The organism is Mycobacterium sp. NPDC050551 (assembly GCF_040674075.1).
Taxonomy (GTDB): Bacteria; Actinomycetota; Actinomycetes; order Mycobacteriales; family Mycobacteriaceae; genus Mycobacterium.
In genome coordinates this window covers 453,034-470,512 of the sequence record NZ_JBFARC010000003.1, presented here as the reverse complement: position 1 = coordinate 470,512, position 17,479 = coordinate 453,034, and the positions used below count along the sequence as shown (strand labels likewise).

The 17,479-nt window shown below is 70.4% G+C and carries 20 protein-coding genes and 1 pseudogene; 16 read left to right on the top strand and 5 right to left on the bottom strand.

Annotated features, from left to right (window positions below; all coding sequences use genetic code 11):
* Positions 1–14: 14 nt before the first annotated feature.
* The 6 genes from AB0K11_RS14685 (at position 15) to AB0K11_RS14660 (ending at position 5,202) form a co-directional block, all read left to right on the top strand.
* Positions 15–644 carry an O-methyltransferase gene (locus tag AB0K11_RS14685; RefSeq protein ID WP_364978476.1) on the top strand — a complete coding sequence of 210 codons (630 nt, stop codon included), beginning with the start codon at positions 15–17 and terminating at the stop codon, positions 642–644.
* Between the two features lie 101 nt (positions 645–745).
* Positions 746–1,111, top strand: coding sequence for a hypothetical protein (locus tag AB0K11_RS14680; protein ID WP_364977612.1), 366 nt, complete (start codon positions 746–748; stop codon positions 1,109–1,111).
* Between the two features lie 111 nt (positions 1,112–1,222).
* On the top strand, positions 1,223–1,621 hold the full coding sequence (locus AB0K11_RS14675; RefSeq protein ID WP_364977610.1) for an SRPBCC family protein: 399 nt from the start codon (positions 1,223–1,225) through the stop codon (positions 1,619–1,621).
* 89 nt (positions 1,622–1,710) lie between these two features.
* Positions 1,711–3,285: a S8 family serine peptidase gene (locus AB0K11_RS14670; RefSeq protein WP_364977608.1), complete on the top strand. Its 1,575-nt coding sequence runs from the start codon at positions 1,711–1,713 to the stop codon at positions 3,283–3,285.
* 73 nt (positions 3,286–3,358) lie between these two features.
* The gene (locus AB0K11_RS14665; protein ID WP_364977606.1) at positions 3,359–3,874 is read left to right on the top strand and encodes a hypothetical protein; all 516 of its coding nucleotides are present in this window, start codon (positions 3,359–3,361) and stop codon (positions 3,872–3,874) included.
* 44 nt (positions 3,875–3,918) lie between these two features.
* Positions 3,919–5,202: a DUF222 domain-containing protein gene (locus AB0K11_RS14660; protein WP_364977604.1), complete on the top strand. Its 1,284-nt coding sequence runs from the start codon at positions 3,919–3,921 to the stop codon at positions 5,200–5,202.
* On the opposite strand, the gene ilvD is transcribed toward AB0K11_RS14660, so the two are convergent.
* Positions 5,199–6,905, bottom strand: coding sequence for a dihydroxy-acid dehydratase (ilvD, locus tag AB0K11_RS14655; protein WP_364977602.1), 1,707 nt, complete (start codon positions 6,903–6,905; stop codon positions 5,199–5,201). The genes AB0K11_RS14660 and ilvD overlap by 4 nt on opposite strands.
* Positions 6,906–6,982: 77 nt before the next feature.
* On the opposite strand from ilvD, the gene AB0K11_RS14650 reads away from it, so the two are divergent.
* Both AB0K11_RS14650 and AB0K11_RS14645 read left to right on the top strand, forming a co-directional pair.
* Positions 6,983–7,597: a DUF305 domain-containing protein gene (locus AB0K11_RS14650; protein ID WP_364977600.1), complete on the top strand. Its 615-nt coding sequence runs from the start codon at positions 6,983–6,985 to the stop codon at positions 7,595–7,597.
* Between the two features lie 23 nt (positions 7,598–7,620).
* Entirely contained in the window at positions 7,621–7,932 is a 312-nt protein-coding gene (locus AB0K11_RS14645; RefSeq protein WP_364977598.1) for a metal-sensitive transcriptional regulator, read from the top strand.
* A 7-nt stretch (positions 7,933–7,939) separates the two neighbouring features.
* Here AB0K11_RS14645 and AB0K11_RS14640 read toward each other — a convergent pair whose 3' ends face one another.
* A complete protein-coding gene (locus AB0K11_RS14640) occupies positions 7,940–8,239 on the bottom strand; it encodes a thiamine-binding protein (protein ID WP_364977596.1) in 300 nt (99 codons plus the stop codon).
* Between the two features lie 25 nt (positions 8,240–8,264).
* Between AB0K11_RS14640 and AB0K11_RS14635 the strand changes: the two genes are divergently transcribed.
* Positions 8,265–8,780 (top strand): GNAT family protein, encoded by a 516-nt coding sequence (locus AB0K11_RS14635; RefSeq protein WP_364977594.1) that lies wholly within the window; start codon positions 8,265–8,267, stop codon positions 8,778–8,780.
* On the opposite strand, the gene AB0K11_RS14630 is transcribed toward AB0K11_RS14635, so the two are convergent.
* Positions 8,767–9,180: a PPOX class F420-dependent oxidoreductase gene (locus tag AB0K11_RS14630; RefSeq protein ID WP_364977592.1), complete on the bottom strand. Its 414-nt coding sequence runs from the start codon at positions 9,178–9,180 to the stop codon at positions 8,767–8,769. The two genes, AB0K11_RS14635 and AB0K11_RS14630, sit on opposite strands and share 14 nt — an antisense overlap.
* 93 nt (positions 9,181–9,273) lie before the next feature.
* On the opposite strand from AB0K11_RS14630, the pseudogene AB0K11_RS14625 reads away from it, so the two are divergent.
* From AB0K11_RS14625 to AB0K11_RS14595, 7 genes and pseudogenes are all read left to right on the top strand, one after another.
* Positions 9,274–10,440, top strand: a pseudogene (locus AB0K11_RS14625) (MFS transporter); the annotation flags it as partial.
* Between the two features lie 195 nt (positions 10,441–10,635).
* Positions 10,636–11,670, top strand: a complete 1,035-nt coding sequence (locus tag AB0K11_RS14620) for a L,D-transpeptidase (RefSeq protein ID WP_364977590.1) — start codon at positions 10,636–10,638, stop codon at positions 11,668–11,670.
* A 115-nt stretch (positions 11,671–11,785) separates the two neighbouring features.
* The gene (locus AB0K11_RS14615; protein WP_364977588.1) at positions 11,786–12,745 is read left to right on the top strand and encodes a DUF4129 domain-containing protein; all 960 of its coding nucleotides are present in this window, start codon (positions 11,786–11,788) and stop codon (positions 12,743–12,745) included.
* Positions 12,742–13,227, top strand: coding sequence for a hypothetical protein (locus AB0K11_RS14610; RefSeq protein WP_364977586.1), 486 nt, complete (start codon positions 12,742–12,744; stop codon positions 13,225–13,227). The genes AB0K11_RS14615 and AB0K11_RS14610 overlap by 4 nt, the downstream gene beginning before the upstream one ends.
* 8 nt (positions 13,228–13,235) lie before the next feature.
* The gene (locus tag AB0K11_RS14605) at positions 13,236–14,195 is read left to right on the top strand and encodes a MoxR family ATPase (protein ID WP_364978473.1); all 960 of its coding nucleotides are present in this window, start codon (positions 13,236–13,238) and stop codon (positions 14,193–14,195) included.
* Complete coding sequence (locus AB0K11_RS14600) at positions 14,192–15,439, top strand: DUF58 domain-containing protein (protein ID WP_364977584.1); 1,248 nt, start codon at positions 14,192–14,194, stop codon at positions 15,437–15,439. The genes AB0K11_RS14605 and AB0K11_RS14600 overlap by 4 nt, the downstream gene beginning before the upstream one ends.
* On the top strand, positions 15,436–15,879 hold the full coding sequence (locus AB0K11_RS14595) for a hypothetical protein (protein ID WP_364977582.1): 444 nt from the start codon (positions 15,436–15,438) through the stop codon (positions 15,877–15,879). The genes AB0K11_RS14600 and AB0K11_RS14595 overlap by 4 nt, the downstream gene beginning before the upstream one ends.
* 16 nt (positions 15,880–15,895) lie before the next feature.
* Here AB0K11_RS14595 and AB0K11_RS14590 read toward each other — a convergent pair whose 3' ends face one another.
* A complete protein-coding gene (locus tag AB0K11_RS14590) occupies positions 15,896–16,480 on the bottom strand; it encodes a hypothetical protein (RefSeq protein WP_364977580.1) in 585 nt (194 codons plus the stop codon).
* Complete coding sequence (locus AB0K11_RS14585) at positions 16,470–17,000, bottom strand: hypothetical protein (RefSeq protein WP_364977578.1); 531 nt, start codon at positions 16,998–17,000, stop codon at positions 16,470–16,472. Before AB0K11_RS14585 ends, AB0K11_RS14590 begins: the two co-directional genes overlap by 11 nt.
* Positions 17,001–17,479: the final 479 nt, after the last annotated feature.

Genomic DNA, 17,479 nt, shown 5'->3' with positions numbered 1-17,479 from the left:
GCGCGGTCGACGGGATGTTCACCGCGCTGCTGCACACCGAGGACGATGCGCTGATCGCGGCCAGAGAGTCGGCGGCCGCGGCGAACATGCCGGCGATCGAGGTGTCGGCGCAGCACGGTGCGCTGCTGCGACTGCTCACGTCGATTGCCAGGGCGCGCCGCGTCCTCGAGATCGGCACCCTCGCCGGCTACAGCACCATCAACCTCGCGCGCGGTGTCGGAGCGGGTGGCCGCGTCGTCACCCTCGAATTCGACGCCGCACACGCGGACGTGGCGCGGACCAACCTCGCCCGCGCCGGCGTCGCCGACCGGGTCGAGGTGATCGTCGGCGCCGCCCTGGACACCCTGCCCACCCTCGCCGACCGTGATGAGCCGTTCGACCTGGTGTTCATCGACGCGGACAAGGAGAACAACGTCGCCTACGTCGAGTGGGCGATCCGGCTCGGCCATCCGGGTTCGGTCATCGTGGTCGACAACGTCACCCGGATGGGCCGCGTGCTGGATCCGGCACCGGATGACCGGCAGGCCCGCGCGGTGCGCGACATGCTGGAGATGATCGGCAACCACCCGCGCCTCGACGCCGCCGCGATCCAGACGGTCGGCACCAAGAACTGGGACGGTTTCGCCGTCGCGGTGGTCGTCTAGCCGACGGCCGTCGGGCTTCGCGTCAGGGAGTGCAGAGGGGTCCGACGCACGCGCCTGCGCCGCCCGGTCCGGCACCCGCCTCGGCGCCTGGGACCTGCACCGTGGCGCCACCAGGTCCGGCACCCGCATCGGCGCCGGGCACCTGCGCGGTCGCGCCACCCGGTCCCGCGCCCGCACCCGTGTCGGCGCCCGGCACCTGCGCGGTCGCACCGCCCGGTCCGGCTCCCGCACCCGGAGCCCCCGGCGCACCCGGAGCCCCCGGCGCAGGCGCAGGCGCGCTGCTCGGCGTCATGGCGGGCGGCGCCACCGAGGTGGTGGTCGTCGTGGAGGTGGTGGAGCTCGTGGTGCTGCTCTCCGAGGACTCGCCGTCGCCGCCGCCACAGGCGGCGAGCAGTGCGCTCGCGGCGATGGCCGCGGCACCGACGGTGACGGGAAAACGGCGGATGGTGCGCTGGGCGGGCATCTGAACTCGATTTCTGTCGGGGATCCTTGGACTGCGTGATCAGTACCCAGCTCGGCGCAAATCGAATCCGGTCCGCGATCGTTTAGCGCGACCGCCTCCAGGGCATCGCCACGGCATGAACCTCGCGCTGCGCAGCGGCATGCTCTCCGTGGACCGGGTGATCCGCGCGTCACCGGCCGCGGTCTGGTCGGTGCTGACCGACCTGAACCGCTGGCCGGAGTGGGGCCCCACCGTCTCGGGTGCGGAGCTGCTCGACGCCGACGAACTCGGCCTCGGCGAGCGCGGCAAGGTGTGGACCCCGGTCGGTGTCCCGCTGCCGTTCACCATCACCGAGTTCGAACCGGGGCGCAGTTGGTCGTGGCAGGTGGCCGGCATCCCGGCGACCCGGCACAGCGTCGTGCCGCACGACCGTGGCGCGCTGGCCAGCATGGCGGCGCCGGTGTGGGCGGGCGCCTACCTGCCGGTGCTGGCGATCGCGCTGCGCCGCATCGACCGGATGGTGGCCGCGCACTGACGAATTGCCCGTTCGCGCACAGTTTGCGCACATCGGCTCTTCCGGCGTGTTCCGGTGTCATGCTGGCGTGACCGACGCGGGGGTGGAACATGAGCGCAGTCACCGACGCACTCGAAGCGGCCACGACACCGAGGCCGCCCGGGAGTAGCGGAGCGCCAGCACGATTCGCCGTCGAGCTGCGCGACGACCAGCACGCGGACGAGGTGTCCGCCACGGTGCGGGACGCCTGCGCGGAACTGACGGTGACCGTGTCGGTGCTGGACGCGCCGGTGCTCGTGGTCGAGATGCCGGGCCGCACCTTCGACGGAGTGTCACCCGCGGCGGCGTTCTCGGCGGCCTACGTCCTCGGCGATGCTGTCGGCGCACCCGCCGCCGAACCCGACCTGCCGACGGCGTTCTTCCCCGAGGTCGATCCCGCCGAACCGGTGCAGGAGAGCCTCGGTGGGGTACCCGGGTGCAACGTGGCCACGGAGCCGGAACTGGCGGCGGACTGGGCACTGGACACCATCCGGGCGAGGGAGGCGTGGGCGCTCTCGGAATCACTCGGCCGTCCGGCGGCAGGCGCGGGCATCGTCATCGCCCAGCCCGACACCGGCGTCTTCCTGCATCCCGAACTCGAGGGTGTGGACCGCGCGGGCGGATTCGACACACTCGACGACGACAGCGATCCCACCGACCCGCTCGACGGCTTCAATCCCGGGCACGGCACCGGGACGGCGAGTGTCGTCGTCTCACCGAAGTCGCTGACGGTGATCGGCTCCGCACCCGCCGCGCGGCACATGCCGATCCGGGCCATCGAGAGCGTGATCCGGGTGACCCAGGTGTCGGTCGCGAAGGCCATCGACTGGGCGGTCCGCAACGACGCGCACGTCATCACCATGAGTCTCGGTGGCATACCGTCGTTCTCGTTGCACGCCGCGCTGCTGCGGGCGGTGGCCGACAACGTGATCGTGCTCGCCGCGGCGGGCAACTGCGTCCGGCAGGTGGTGTGGCCCGCGCGCTACGGCGAGTGCATCGCGGTCGCCGGCGTCAACGCCCGCGACGGACAGTGGCCAGGATCGTGCCGCGGTTCGGCGGTCGACATCTCCGCACCGGCGCAGAACGTGTGGCGGGCGGCGCGCTCGGGTGGCGCCGAACAGGGCCAGGGCACCAGCTTCGCGGTCGCGATGACCGCCGGTGTGGCCGCGATGTGGCTCGCCCACCACGGCCGCGATGCGCTCATCGCCGAGGCGCAGGCCCGCGGCGAGACGTTGCAGCAGATGTTCCTGCGACTGGCCAAGGCGACGGCCCGGCGGCCGCAGGGGTGGAACTCCAGAGAGATGGGCGCGGGCATCGTGGACGCCGCGGCGCTTCTGGGCGCCGACCTCGACCTCGGCGCCGGCCTCGAGACCGTCACGCTCGCCCAGGGCGTGGCGCCCGCCCCTGCCGCGGGCAGCGTTGCGTCACTGATCGCCGAGACGGTGGGCGCAGGGGCCGCCGATTCCGTCGACCTGCACCGGTTCGGGCCGGAGATCGCCACGGCCATCCTGAGTCGCGCTCTCGCGGCCGAGGACGGGCTCGAGTCGCCACCGCCGGTCCGCGTGTCGGCGGAACTGGCTGCGGCCGTGCCTGATCCGGAGCTGTCCCGCTGGCTCGGCATCAACCACCACACCGTCCCTGGCTGAGCACCCACATCCGGACCTGAGGCGAAAGCGCGCATTCAGCGACGACGGCCGCTGCCATGTGTTATCGACGACTATGTCGAGAACAGCGTCGGTCGCCGTCATCGTTGCCTGCGCGGCGTTACTGGCTTCGCCGGTGGCTCATGCGGACCGCGTCGAACCGGTTCCGGCGTACGGGTTCTACGACGTTTTCGTCGACTTCTCCAAGCAGACGTTCAACGGCGTGCCGACACCGATGGAGTCGAAGACGTTCCCGGTCGAGTTCAGCACCCACTGCGACGTGAACGGGTGCGTCATGCGGATGGACAACAGCGGTGATCGGGCCCGTAATCCGGGCGCCCCAGCGCAATTCGAATATCGCTGGACCAACGGTCGGTGGGAGACCAGCGGCGAGCAACCCTACCTCTGCCAACGAACCGACCCGAACAGCGGAGTGCCGTCGCAGCGCTCGGACTTCTGGATTCCCGGGCCGGACGGCAGTTTCCACGGCGAACGCACACTCGTCGTCGGGGGAGTCGGTTGCCCGGGCGAGGGGGTGGGCACGCACCGGGTGCCGATCACCATGACCCCCATCGACCCGCCGCCTCGGTAGATCGCGCGGTCCGACTTGTCGGACCCTTCTGCAATGATGGGGTCATGTCCTTGAGCGCAACGTCTTTCGCTCCTTCGGTGAGGCCGAAGGACCGGCTGGCGGAGCTGTTCGACGAGATCGCCGAGTTGTGCGGTCAACGCAACGCGATCGACGGGCGGTTGGTGGAGATCGTCGCCGAAATCGACCGCGACGGGTTGTGGGGCATGACGGGCGCGCGGTCGGTGGCCGCGATGGTGGCGTGGAAGACCGGGTCGTCACCGAGGAACGCAGAGATCGTCACCGCCGTCGCGCAGCGGTGGGAGGAATTGCCGCGCTGCACCCAACTCCTGCGCGAGGGTCGGGTGTCACTCGATCAGGTCGGAGTGATCGCCGAGAAGGCCGGGCCAGGATCGGATGCGCACTACGCCCAGTTGGTCACCGCCGCGACGGTGAACCAGTTGCGCACCGCGATCAAGCTCGAACCCCCACCCCCACCGGAACCGAAACCCGACCCCAAGCCTGAACCCGCACCGTCGTTCAGCAAGACCACCGACGACAAGGGCACCTGCTACCGGATCTGGCTGCCACACCTGGAGGCGGCCAAACTCGACGCCGCCGTACAGTCACATCTCGACGGGATGGTCGCCGATTGGAAACGCGACCACACCGACAGCGACGGCGACCCCGATGGCGCATCCGAGCAGGTTCCGCCGATGCCCACCACCGTCGATGCGTTCCTGAGCCTCGTCGACGCCGGCTGGGACACCGAGGTGGCCCGCCGCCCGCACGGACACCGCACCACCGTGATCGCCCACGTGGACGTCAAGGAACAGGTCGCCTCTTTGCATCTGGGTCCGGTACTGACCGACGCCGATCGCCAATTCCTGCTGTGCGACGCCACCTTCGAGGTGTGGCTGGAACGCCACGGGCAGGTGATCGGCTCCGGGCGGGAGACCCGCCAGATCAGCCGCCGGCTGCGCCGGGCGCTCGAGCACCGTGACCGGTGCTGCGTGGTACCCGGATGCGGAGCCACCCGCGGACTGCACGCCCACCACGTCAAGCATTGGGAGGACGGCGGCGCCACCGAACTGGACAACCTGGTCCTGGTCTGCCCGTATCACCACCGGATGCACCACCGAGGCGGCATCACGATCACCGGCCCGGCGCAGCACCTTGTCGTCACCGACAGGGACGGAAGGCAATTGAGTTCGGCATCACTGGCCCGACCACCGACGAAACCGCCACCCGGTGTACCTCCCTGTCCCGGGCCCACCGGCGAACGCGCCGACTGGTGGTGGTACTCACCATTCGAACCACAGCCACCACCGCCGCGGTCACCGGCGAACTAGCTGCAGACGGCGCCCGTGGCTGCCGAGCCGACCAGCTTGGTGTACTTGGCCAGCACGCCCGTCTTGTACACCGGGGGTAGTGGCTCGAATCCCGCCTTGCGCGACTCGAACTCGTCCTTGTCGACCAGCAGGTCGAGCGTGCCCTTCGCGACGTCGAGGCGGATCCGGTCGCCGTCCCTGACGAAGGCGATCGGTCCGGCATCCACGGCCTCGGGTGCGATGTGCCCGACGCACAGTCCCGTGGTGCCGCCGGAGAACCGGCCGTCGGTCATCAGCAGCACGTCCTTGCCCAAACCCGCGCCCTTGATCGCGCCGGTGATGGCGAGCATCTCGCGCATCCCCGGCCCGCCCTTGGGGCCTTCGTAACGGATGACGACGACGTCGCCGTGGGTGATGGTGCCGTCCTCCAGCGCGTCGAGTGCGGCCCGCTCACGCTCGAAAACCCTTGCGGTGCCCTCGAACACGTCGGAATCGAAGCCCGCCGACTTGACCACCGCGCCCTCGGGCGCCAATGACCCGTGCAGGATCGTGATGCCGCCGGTCGGGTGGATCGGATTGTTCATCGCCCGCAGCACCTTGCCGTCGGGGTCGGGCGGCTCGATGTGCGCGAGGTTCTCGGCCATCGTCCGGCCCGTCACCGTGAGGCAGTCGCCGTGCAGCAGGCCGGCGTCCAGCAGCGCCTTCATCACGACCGGCACGCCGCCGATCTCGTCGACGTGCTTCATCACGTGGCGGCCGAACGGCTTCACGTCGGCGAGGTGCGGCACCCGCTGCCCGACGCGGGTGAAGTCCTCCAGCGAGAGCTTCACGTTGGCCTCCCACGCGATGGCCAGCAGGTGCAGCACGGCGTTGGTGGAGCCGCCGAAGGCCATCACGACGGCGATCGCGTTCTCGAACGCCTCTTTGGTCAGGATGTCGCGGGCCGTGATCCCGCGACGCAGCATCTCGACCACTGCCTCGCCGGATTTGCGCGCGTACTCGTCGCGCCGCTTGTCGATCGCCACCGGCGACGCGCTGCCCGGCAACGACAGGCCCAGCGCCTCGGCGGCCGACGCCATGGTGTTGGCGGTGTACATGCCGCCGCATGCGCCCTCGCCCGGACAGATGGCGCGCTCGATGATGTCGACGTCCTCGCGCGACATCAGCCCGCGGGCGCACGCCCCGACCGCCTCGAAGGCGTCGATGATCGTGACTTCCTTCTCGGTGCCGTCGGTCATCCTGGCGACGCCCGGCATGATCGAGCCGTTGTAGAGGAACACGTTCGCCAGGTCGAGCCGCGCGGCGGCCATCAGCATGCCGGGGATCGACTTGTCGCAGCCGGCCAGCAGCACCGTGCCGTCGAGACGCTCGGCCTGCACGACGGTCTCGACGCTGTCGGCGATCACCTCTCGGGAGACCAGCGAGAAGTGCATCCCCTCGTGGCCCATCGAGATGCCGTCGGACACCGAGATGGTGCCGAACTCCAGCGGATAACCGCCCCCGGCGTGCACGCCACCCTTGACCGCCTGTGCCAGCCGCTGCAGCGACATGTTGCACGGAGTGATCTCGTTCCATGACGAGCCGACGCCGATCTGCGGTTTGGCCCAGTCGTCGTCGCCCATGCCTACGGCGCGCAGCATCCCGCGGGCGGCGGTCTTCTCGAGGCCGTCGGTGACGTCGCGACTGCGCGGCTTGATGTCGATGGCATCTGACTCTGAGGGCATCCGTCGATTATGCGCCTGGCGTTTCACCCGGCCAAACCGTTATCGATACCCCCATGGGGTACCTGTACGGTGGTGTCATGACGAACTTCACCGCACGCGGCGCCGCCATCCTGGCCGCCCTCGCCACGGCCCTGTTCCTGACCTCGTGTACCAGCCAGGAGTCCGGCAACGCCACCGACGGCCACACCGACCATCAGCACAGCGAGACCCAGGACAGCGCCGGGCAGGCGGCGCACAACGCCGACGACGTGGCTTTCGCGACGCAGATGATGCCGCACCACAAGCAGGCACTCGAGCTCACCGACCTGGCGCGCGACCGGTCCACCGACCCGGCGCTGCTCGAACTGGCCGCCGGCATCGCCGCCGTCCAGGGCCCGGAGATGGGACAGCTGGCCGACATGCTGCGCGGCTGGGGCGAGAACCCCGATGCCGACATGGGTCACGGCGCCCACTCCTCGATGCCCGGCATGGTCGACGACGCCGCGCTGTCGCGGTTGCGCTCGCTCAGCGGCAAGGAATTCGACACACTGTGGCTGGAGTCGATGATCGGCCACCACCAGGGCGCGGTCGAGATGGCCAAGGCCGAGCTGGCCAACGGTCAGGACGCCGGCGCCAAGGAGATGGCGCAGCACATCGTGGACACGCAGCAGGCGGAGATCGACCAGATGAAGCAGATGCTTGGAGGCGGCTAGACACGATGGACAAGGACGTCACTGTGCGCACTGACAGCGTCGAAACCACCGGCGCGCACGGCTATTCGGGTCAGAAGGACAACTACGCGAAGCGGCTGCGGCGGATCGAGGGACAGGTCAGGGGTATCGCGAAGATGATCGACGAGGACAAGTACTGCATCGACGTCCTCACCCAGATCAGCGCCGTCAACAGCGCCCTGCAGTCGGTGGCGCTCGGCCTGCTCGACGAGCACCTCGGCCACTGCGTCACCCAGGCGGTGGCCGAGGGTGGCGAGGAGGCCGACGCGAAACTCGCCGAGGCGTCAGCGGCCATCGCCCGGCTGGTCCGCTCCTAGCGGCCCGTCAGGATCCGAGTTCGCGTTCCAGGCGCTCGACCTTCGCGGTCAGCTGACCGGTGAAGCCGGGCCGAATGTCCGCCTTGAGCACCAGGCTCACCCTGGGCGCCACCGCGGCGACGGCCTCGACCGCCCGCTTCACCACAGCCATCACCTCGTCCCACTCGCCCTCGATGTTGGTGAACATGGCGTTGGTCTCGTTGGGCAGCCCCGACGCCCGCACCACCCGGATCGCCTCGGCGACCGCCTCGCGCACGCCGCCGGACTCGTCGCCGCCGGACGGACTCACACTGAACGCCACGATCATCGGCTCAGCCTGACACACTGCTGACGTGATCGACGTCGTGCTGATGCCCGCCACGGTGGAGCACCTCACCGCCCTGCGTGCCGACCGCAACGCCTTCGGCGAGCTGCTCGGCGCTGACGTTCCCGAAGGCTGGCCCGAGTTCCCGGAGTCGGTCGAGTTCACCATCGACAAGCTGACCGAGCACCCGCACCAGGCGGACTGGTGGATGCACTTCTTCCTCGCCGACAACGGCGCGCTGCTCGTCGGCTCGGGTGGTTTCGTCGGGCCGCCGCAGAACGGTGTGGTCGAGATCGGCTACGAGATCGCCCCCGAATTCCGCGGACGGGGCCTGGCGACGGCGGCAGCCCGGGCCATGATCGGCAAGGCGAAGGCCAGCAGCAACCGGCTCTCCACGATCGTCGCGCACACGCTGGCCGACCACAACGCCTCGACCAGCGTGCTGCGCAGGCTGGGCTTCACGCATGCCGGTGAGATCGAAGACCCCGACGAGGGCACCGTCTGGCGTTGGGAGCTGTCGGTGGACCCCGCTACTGCTTACTGAAGCCGGTCGGCCGCACCACCAGGATCACCCGGTCCTGCGCATCGGCGGGCGGCTCGGTCAACGGTCCGCTGTACCGGTCGTTGAGGTGCAGGTAGAACGCCCCGGTCGGGTCCGGCACGATCTCCTCGACCACGCCGCGCACCTCGAGATAGCGATAGGGGTTGTTCGGATCGCTGATGGACATCGCCACCACGGGTTGTGCGGCGATGGTGCGGTACTTCTGCCGTTTCGTGGTGTGGGTGAACCGCAGCAGTTCCCCGTCCCAGGCGAACCACATCGGATTGACCTGCGGCGTCCCGTCCGGACGCACCGTCGCCAGGTGGCCGTACAGCGGTAGATCGAGCAGGTGCTCGTAACCGTCGGGAACTTCGACCTTCGGTGTCGCGTCGAAACTGACCATCACGATCCTCTCTCGATTGGGCGGCGATCCGTCACCTGGGCAATTCGCGCCGCGGTTGCGGTATTCCCGCTCACTACCGTGACCCACGCTGCCATGACCGTCGACATCCGCCACCCACCGCCCACCCTGATGTGGACGCCCCGCACCGCCGCTGCGCTGGCGGTGCTGGCCGCGGCTGCCTTCGTCTACGTCACCGCCGAGATCGTGCCTATCGCCGCGCTGCCAGCGATCGCGGCCGATCTCGACGTCAGCGCCGCGCTCGTCGGCACCCTGCTCGCCGGGTATGCGTTGGTCGCCGCCGTGACCACCGTGCCGCTGGTGCGATGGACGGCGCACTGGCCCCGGCGACGGACGCTGCTGGTCACGTTGGTGTGTCTGGTGGCGTCGCAGGTCATCTCGGCGATGGCGCCGAACTTCGCGGTGCTCGCGGGCGGGCGGATGCTCTGCGCGCTCACCCACGGGCTGATGTGGTCGGTGATCGCCCCCATCGGCGCCAGGCTGGTGCCCGCCGACCACGCCGGGCGGGCGACCGCGGCGGTGTACACCGGCACCGGCCTCGCGCTGGTGGTGGGCAACCCGCTGACCGCCGCGATGAGCGAGCTGTGGGGCTGGCGGGTGGCGGTCCTTGCGGTCGCCGCCGCCGCGATGGCGGTCCTGCTCGGCGCGCGCGCCATCCTGCCCGCCATGCCGTCCGCAACGGCCCCCGCCTGCCGATCCGGCCGACGTGATGCCGGCGGCCGGTCCGGTGCGCTGTCGGCGCTGACGCTCGTCGGCGTCACCGGGCATTTCATCTCCTACACCTTCATCGTCGTGATCCTGCGCGACGTGGTCGGACTGCGAGGTCCGCAGCTGGCGTGGCTGCTGGCCGCCTTCGGCGTCGCCGGCCTGCTGGCGATGGCGGCGACGGCGCGCGCAGGCGACCGGAATCCCCGTGCCGCGGTGCTCTGCGGTCTCAGCGCGCTGGCCGCGGCGTTCGGGGTGCTGGCCTGGACGGCGGCCGACGGCCGCGCGGCGCTGGTCGGCGTCGTCGCCGTCCTGGTGTGGGGCGCCACGTCGACGGCGCTGCCCCCGATGCTGCAGGCGGCGGTCATCCGCAGCGCGCCTGAGAACCCCGACGCGGCGTCCGGCCGTTACGTCGCGGCGTTCCAGGTGGGCATCATGGCCGGCGCACTGGCCGCCGGAGTGCTCTACGAGTGGGCCGGGCCTGCCGGTCTGCTCACCGCGTCGGCGGTGCTAATCGGGGCCGCACTGGGCGGTGTACTGGCTGTTCGCGACCTGTTCGGCGTTCCCTCGGCCATTGCCGGGGGTAACGCTGGGAACGTTCTCAGCGATCAACATCGCAGTTCAGCGCGTCGGCCGCCGGCCGACGCCGCGGACGAGCCGCCCCGCGAGGCGGTAGCTGGTCCCTGCGCTGTGCGAGACTGGTTCCGAGCTTTGTGCAATTGGAGGTGACGCATGCGGCAGCGAACCGTGCGGAAATTGGTGACCGCGATCTTCGCGGGAACCCTCGTGGCATCAATGGCGCTGGCAGCGCCCTCGGCGACGGCGCAACCCGCCCCACCGCCACCGCCGCCGCCCGCCCCCGTGGTGCCCTTCGCACCGCCGCCACCGGCGGCGCCGTTCGGGGCGCCCCCGCCTCCGGCCCCGGCGCCCAACCCGTTCGCCCCGCCGCCACCGGCGGCCAACCCGTTCGCGCCGCCTGCGGCCGATCCGCTGGCCGGGCCGCCGCTGCCGATTCCCGAGGGCACCCCGGCGGGCCAGAATCCCACGCCCTTCAGAGGGCAGGCGCCGTTCCTGCCGCCGTCGTTCAACCCGACCAACGGGTCGATCGCCGGCGCCGCCAAGCCGATCTACATCAACTTCCAGCGGCCGATCGCGAATCGCCAGATGGCCCAGGATGCGGTCCACATCTCGTCGAACCCGCCGGTTCCCGGCCGGTTCTACTGGACCAGCGACACCCAGCTGCGCTGGCGTCCGCAGGACTTCTGGCCGGCGGGCACCACCGTGAACATCGACGCCGCAGGCACGAAGTCGTCCTTCACCGTGCCCGAGCAACTGGTCGCGACGATCGACAACGCCGCAAAGACCATGACGGTCGTGCGCAACGGCGAGGTGGAGAAGGAGTTCCCCATCTCCATGGGCAAGCGCGGCTACGAGACCAAGAACGGCACGTATTACGTGCTGGAGAAGTTCGCCGACATCGTGATGGACTCGTCCACCTACGGCGTGCCGGTCTCCGATGACGAGGGCTACAAGCTCAAGGTCCAGGACGCGGTCCGGATCGACAACAGCGGCGTCTTCGTGCACAGCGCCCCGTGGTCGGTCGGCTCGCAGGGCGAGGCGAACGTCAGCCACGGCTGCATCAACCTCAGCCCCGCCAACGCGCAGTGGTTCTACGACAACTTCGGCAGCGGCGACCCGGTCGTCGTCAAGGGCTCGACAGGGTTGTACACCCAGCCCGACGGTGCGTCGGACTGGCAGATGTTCTGATCCGCTGCGCAGCGGGTAGCCCACCCACTTCACCGGCGGGCGGTACGCCAGCCGTGCCACGATGGGACCAGGCCGATGGCCGCCCCGGACGTCGGTACACAGCCGAGGGTGGGCCATGCCCGGTGACGACAAGGCGGTGGCACGCACGGTCACGGTGATCGTGCTTGTCATGCTCGCTACCGTCGCGCTGCGCGGACACCTGCCCGGTGCGCAGCGCGCCGAGGCCGAAGCCGTCGAAGCCGAGACCGCGACCGGCGGGGCGGGCACGCTGGTCGCCGTCATCGCGATGCTCGCGCTGTCGATGGCCGTCATCGCGATCGCGATCGTCAACCAGACCCGCCGCCCTGCTGCCGCGGCACTTCCCGTCGGCGCTCCGCGCGATGCCCGCGGAGAGGGCGGCAGGCCGCCGTGGCGGCTGCTGGCGATCGCCGCTGCGGGTCTGCTGGTGTGGCTGCTGGTTGTGCTGTTGTTGATGCGCTGGGGCAATCAGCTGGCGGTCGACGACGTGCCGGTTCCGTCGGACACCGAACCCGCTGCGGCTCCCGACGTCGTCCCAGCTGCCGAGCCGCCGGAACCACCCGACGGCGAGGGCACGCCCGGCGGCAACGTCTTCGGGTATCTGATGGCCGCGACCATCGCCCTGTTCGTGCTGTCGTTCGCCGCGACGATCGCCGGCCGCAGGAAGGTGAGCGCCGTCGCGCCGTCCCCGGCCGGTGCCGTCGCGCCGCCGGAACCGGCTCCGGCCGGCCCGGACCTCGCACGGGCCGCCGAACTCGGGCTGGCCGAGATCGGCGACCACAGTCGCGACCCCCGCGAGGCGATCATCGCCTGTTACGTGGCGATGGAACGCGAACTCGAGAAGTCGCCGGGCACCGTCCCGCAGGCGTCGGACACCCCGTCGGAGGTGCTCGCCCGCGCCGTCCGCAGCCACGCCCTGCGCGCCGAGAGCGCAACCGAACTGGTCGACCTGTTCGAGGAGGCGCGGTTCAGTCCGCACGAAATGGGGGAGGGCCACCGGACCGCCGCGGTGCGCGCGCTGCGACTGGTGCGCGACGAACTCGAGGCGGCGCGATGACGAGGCTGGTCGCCGTCGGTGTGACGCTGGTCGTCGTGGTCGAGCTGTTCGCGATCGCCCGGCTCGACCGCACCGACGTGCTTGTGGTGTCCGGCGTCGCGGTCGCCGCCGTGCTGCTGGCCGTCCGCTGGCACCTGACGCGCGGCCCCGCCGGCGTGGCCGACGAACCCGCCCACGACGACACCGGGGCGTCGCTGCGGCGGTGGCACGCCCGTACCGAGACGATGATCTCGTGGTCGGAGACCACCCGCACCGACTGGGACCGGCGGCTGCGCCCGATGCTGGCGCGGCAGTTCGAGCTGGCCAGCGGGCAACGAAGACTGAAGAGCCCGAACGCCTTCCGCGCCACCGGCGAGATGCTCTTCGGCGCGGAGCTGTGGCCGTGGGTGGATCCGGAGAACATTTCGCGGACCGGCAGCAGCGAACCGGGGCCCGGCCGCGACACCCTCAACGACATCCTGCAACGTCTGGAGCAGATATGACGGCCGAGATGGGGATGCCGGTGGCGACCACCAGCGCCCACTGCGACGCGGTGCTCGACGAGATCGGCAGGGCGGTGGTGGGCAAGCGCAGGGCGCTCACCCTCATCCTCACCACAGTGCTCGCCCGCGGGCACGTCCTCGTCGAGGATCTGCCGGGGCTCGGAAAGACGCTCATCGCACGATCTTTCGCCGCCGCCCTCGGACTCGAGTTCACCCGGGTGCAGTTCACCCCCGACCTGCTGCCCGCCGACCTGCTGGGCTCGACGATCTACGACATGCAGTCCGGCCGCTTCGAGTTCCGCCGCGGACCGGTGTTCACCAACCTGCTGCTCGGCGACGAGATCAACCGCACGCCGCCCAAAACGCAGGCCGCGCTGCTGGAGGCGATGGCCGAGCGCCAGGTCAGTATCGACGGCGTCACCCATCCGCTGCCCGCGCCGTTCCTGGTGCTGGCCACCGACAATCCGATCGAGTACGAGGGCACCTACCCGCTGCCCGAGGCCCAGCTCGACCGGTTCGCCATCCGCCTGGAACTCAAATACCTGTCCGAACACGAGGAGGCCACGATGCTGCGCCGCCGCCTCGACCGCGGATCGGAGCCGCCGATCGTGGGTCAGGTGGTCGACGCCCATGACCTGCTGGCCATGCAGGAGTCGGTCGAGCAGGTGACCGTGCACGACGACGTGCTGCAGTACGTGGTGTCGCTGGCCACGGCCAGCCGCCAGCACCCGCAGGTCGCCGTCGGCGCCAGCCCGCGCGCCGAGCTCGACCTGGTGCAGCTGGCGCGGGCCCGGGCCCTGCTGCTCGGCCGGGACTACGTCGTACCCGAGGACGTGAAGGCGCTGGCCGTGCCCGCGATGGCGCACCGGATCAGCCTGCGGCCCGAGATGTGGGTGCGGCGGGTGCAGGGCTCCGACGTCGTCGAGGAACTGCTGCGACGGCTGCCGGTGCCGCGGGCCGCCCGGTGACGACGCCGGATCACCGTGCGACCGTCGAGTTGCGTTGGCGCGCATCGCCGCTGACCCGCGCCGTGGCCACGTGCGCCGGGGCGGCGATCATCGGGGCGTTGCTCGGCGGGCGGTGGGATCTGGTGGCGTTCGCGGCGCCGCTTCTCGGGGTAGTGTGCTCGCTGTCGTGGCAGCGGCCGCCCCCTGCCGTCGAGGTGTCGGGCAGGCCGGGGATGCAGCGCTGCTTCGAGTCCGAGTCGGTGACCGTCGCGCTGTGGGCGGCCGCCGACGACGGCAGCGAGGTCGACATCGCCTGTGCCGCAGTGCCCGGCATGGATCTCGAGGTGGTGGACACCGGTCCGCCGCTGACCGTCACGGCCGAGGCGGCGCGGTGGGGTCGTTATCCGGTGCGGGCCGAGGTGCGGGTGACTGCCCGCGGCGGCCTGCTGGAGGGCACCGGCACCGTCGACGCCGTCGAGGTCTGCGTGTTCCCGGTGGCGCCGCCGCAGACCACCCCGATCCCGCGCACCGACCTGCTGGACCGGCTGGGTACCCACTTGACCCGGCACACCGGCCCGGGCGTCGAGTACGCCGACATCCGGCCCTACGTCCCTGGCGATCAGCTGCGGACGGTGAATTGGCCGGTCAGCGCGCGGCGCGGGGCGCTGCACGTCACCGAGCGGCTCACCGATCGGGCGGCCGACGTGGTGGTGCTGATCGACACGTATGCCCAGCCGGCGGGACCGGCGACCGCGGCCACCGAGCGGATGGCGCGTGGCGCAGCGCAGGTGGTGCAGAGCGCGCTGCGCTACGGCGACCGGGCCGGTCTGGTGGCGCTGGGCAACCGCGACACCCGTTGGCTCGGCGCCGACATCGGTCAGCGGCAGTTCTACCGGATCCTGGACACGATGCTCGGCGCCGTCGGCGGTTTCGAGCGGGCCGGGGGCACGCTGGCACCCAGACCGGCGGTGCCGGCGGGGGCGATCGTGATCGCGTTCTCGACGCTGCTCGAGACGGAGTTCGCGTTGGCGCTCATCGATCTGCGCAAGCGCGGCCATCCCGTGGTCGCCGTCGACGTGCTCGAGGGATCTCCGATCGAGGGCGCCCAGGATCCGCTGGTCGACCGGATGTGGGCGTTGCAGCGCTCGTTCATGTACCGCGACATGGGCACCATCGGCGTCGACGTCGTGGCATGGCCGAGCACCGGGACCCTCGACCAGGCGATGATGCTCATCCCCGACCGCAGGACCGGGATGCGGAAATGACGGATCCGGCGCAGCGAGCGGTGAAGCTGTTGTTGCCCAGCGCCTTCGGGGTGCTGATGGTGGCCGCCGCGGCGTACCGTGCCGACGGGGACGCACTCGTCTCGGCGGCCGCCGCATTGTTCGCGGTGGCGATAGCGGCGTGGTGGCGCCCGGCCGCGACCGTGGCGGTGCTGCTCACGGTGGGCACCCTGCTGCTCGCCGCGCCGTCGCCGATGTACACCGCGCTGGCGGGTCTTGCCGCCGCCGCGTACCTGGTGTTGCGGCACGGAGAGGGCCGGGCCGCCGCGGCGACGGTGATCGGCGCCGTCGGGTTCGGGGTGGCCGCAGCGGTCGCGGTGCTGCTACCCGTGCAGCTGCCGTGGCTGCCGCTGGCCGCTCCGCTGGTGCTGCTCGCCGGCTACCTGCTGGCGGTCAGGCCGTATGTCGGCGGCGCGCGCTAGCGGGCCGCCCTTTGATTCACACCGCCGCCGCCATGTCCTCTCTGAGCACGGCGATGCCACCGCGCAATGTGACCGCCCCCGGGAAGCCCCACTGGCGCTGCCGCTTGGTCAGCGTGACGCCCTGCGCGGTGAGTTCACCGGTGACGGTGCAGTTTCCGGCTTCGATCGCCACCACCCGCGTGCGCCGCACCACCGCGACGATGCCCGCCATGTCGAAGGAGAGCGTTATCGCCAATTGAACGGTGGCACGGCGTGTTCCGTCGATGAAGACGTCGACCGTCGGGCGATGGCTCGACTCGATCCGGTGCGTCGCCATCGAGACCCGCTCCTCTTTGCCCGTGCCGCTGGAGCGGATCGCCGCCTGGCGGAGCTTCTCGTACCGCCGCCACGCGGACGCCACGAGGTCCGTCGGATTGGTGTCGAGGAAACCATCGGTCGCCTTCGCCACCTCCCGCTCGACGATGGCGGTGAGGCCGGGGTAGCCGGGAAGGAGGCGGCGAGCGGTGGCATTGTCGTGCAGCGATCGGGTCAATTCCGCGCATGCGTCGGGCCCGAAGAAGAAGTCCCGAACGGTGGCTTCGCGGGTCGGTTCAAGGGACATGGTGCACCTCCGTGATGGTGGGAACGCTGATTCCGGCGCGGGCCTCTACGCGGATGGCGTGAGTCATCTCGCCGTTGGCGGGTGTCTCGTGGAAGTCGGCGGCGGGCGGATTGGTCGTACTGGCGACGACGTGTACGCGATTGAGTTGCCGCTTCTGGTGGCGACGACGGAGGTGGCGTGCGGTGAGTGACGCCGCTACCACCAGGGCCAGCGCGACCAGCCACGGCCAGATGCTCGGGCCGGACGGCGGATCTTCGTCGGAGTCGGTGTCGTCTTCATGGGCGACGGCAGTGGTCGGTGGGGCCGTCGTACGGAGCGTGGTCGTGGTCTCGGTGGCGGTCGTGGTCTCGGTGGTGGTGGTCGTGGTCGTCGGAGGTGGAGGTGCTGCGACGATCTCGACCGACTTGCGGTCGGCGATGGACGGGTCGTCCTGACACTCCGCCACCAGTACGCGTGGGCCGAGGGGAGCATCGTCGTCGATCCGGATCGGCACGTCGAAGTCGGGCGGCGTGGCCTGCATGACAGGTGACTCGCCGTCGGCCCAGCTGAGGTCGACCGATGACGTGCAGGCGAAACCGGTTCCGGTCGCCCGAATTTCTGAGCCGCGTTGTGGCTCTGCCGTATCGAGTACGAGATGCGGGTCCGGCGGTGGTGCTACGACAGTGAATGTGTCGTACGCCGCCTGTCCTCCGCACGCTGCCGCAACGGTGTAGCTCGGAGCCGCAGGATCATCCGGCACGGTATGTCGAATGGTCGCGACGCCGTCACTCACGGTGGCGTTCGAGATGACATCCTCGGCGCCCCACACCACCAGTAGTCGCTGTCTATCCAGTTCGAATGAACTTGTACAACCGCTGACGCCGCCCACGGTGATCGTCACTTCTGTTCCAGGAGGACCTGATTCTGGTGAGAGGCCGATCGTCAGCGCTGCCGGCTGGGTGACGTTGTTCCTGATCAACGGATCCTCAGCGGGCAGCGGAAGTCCGGGCGTCGTTGGCG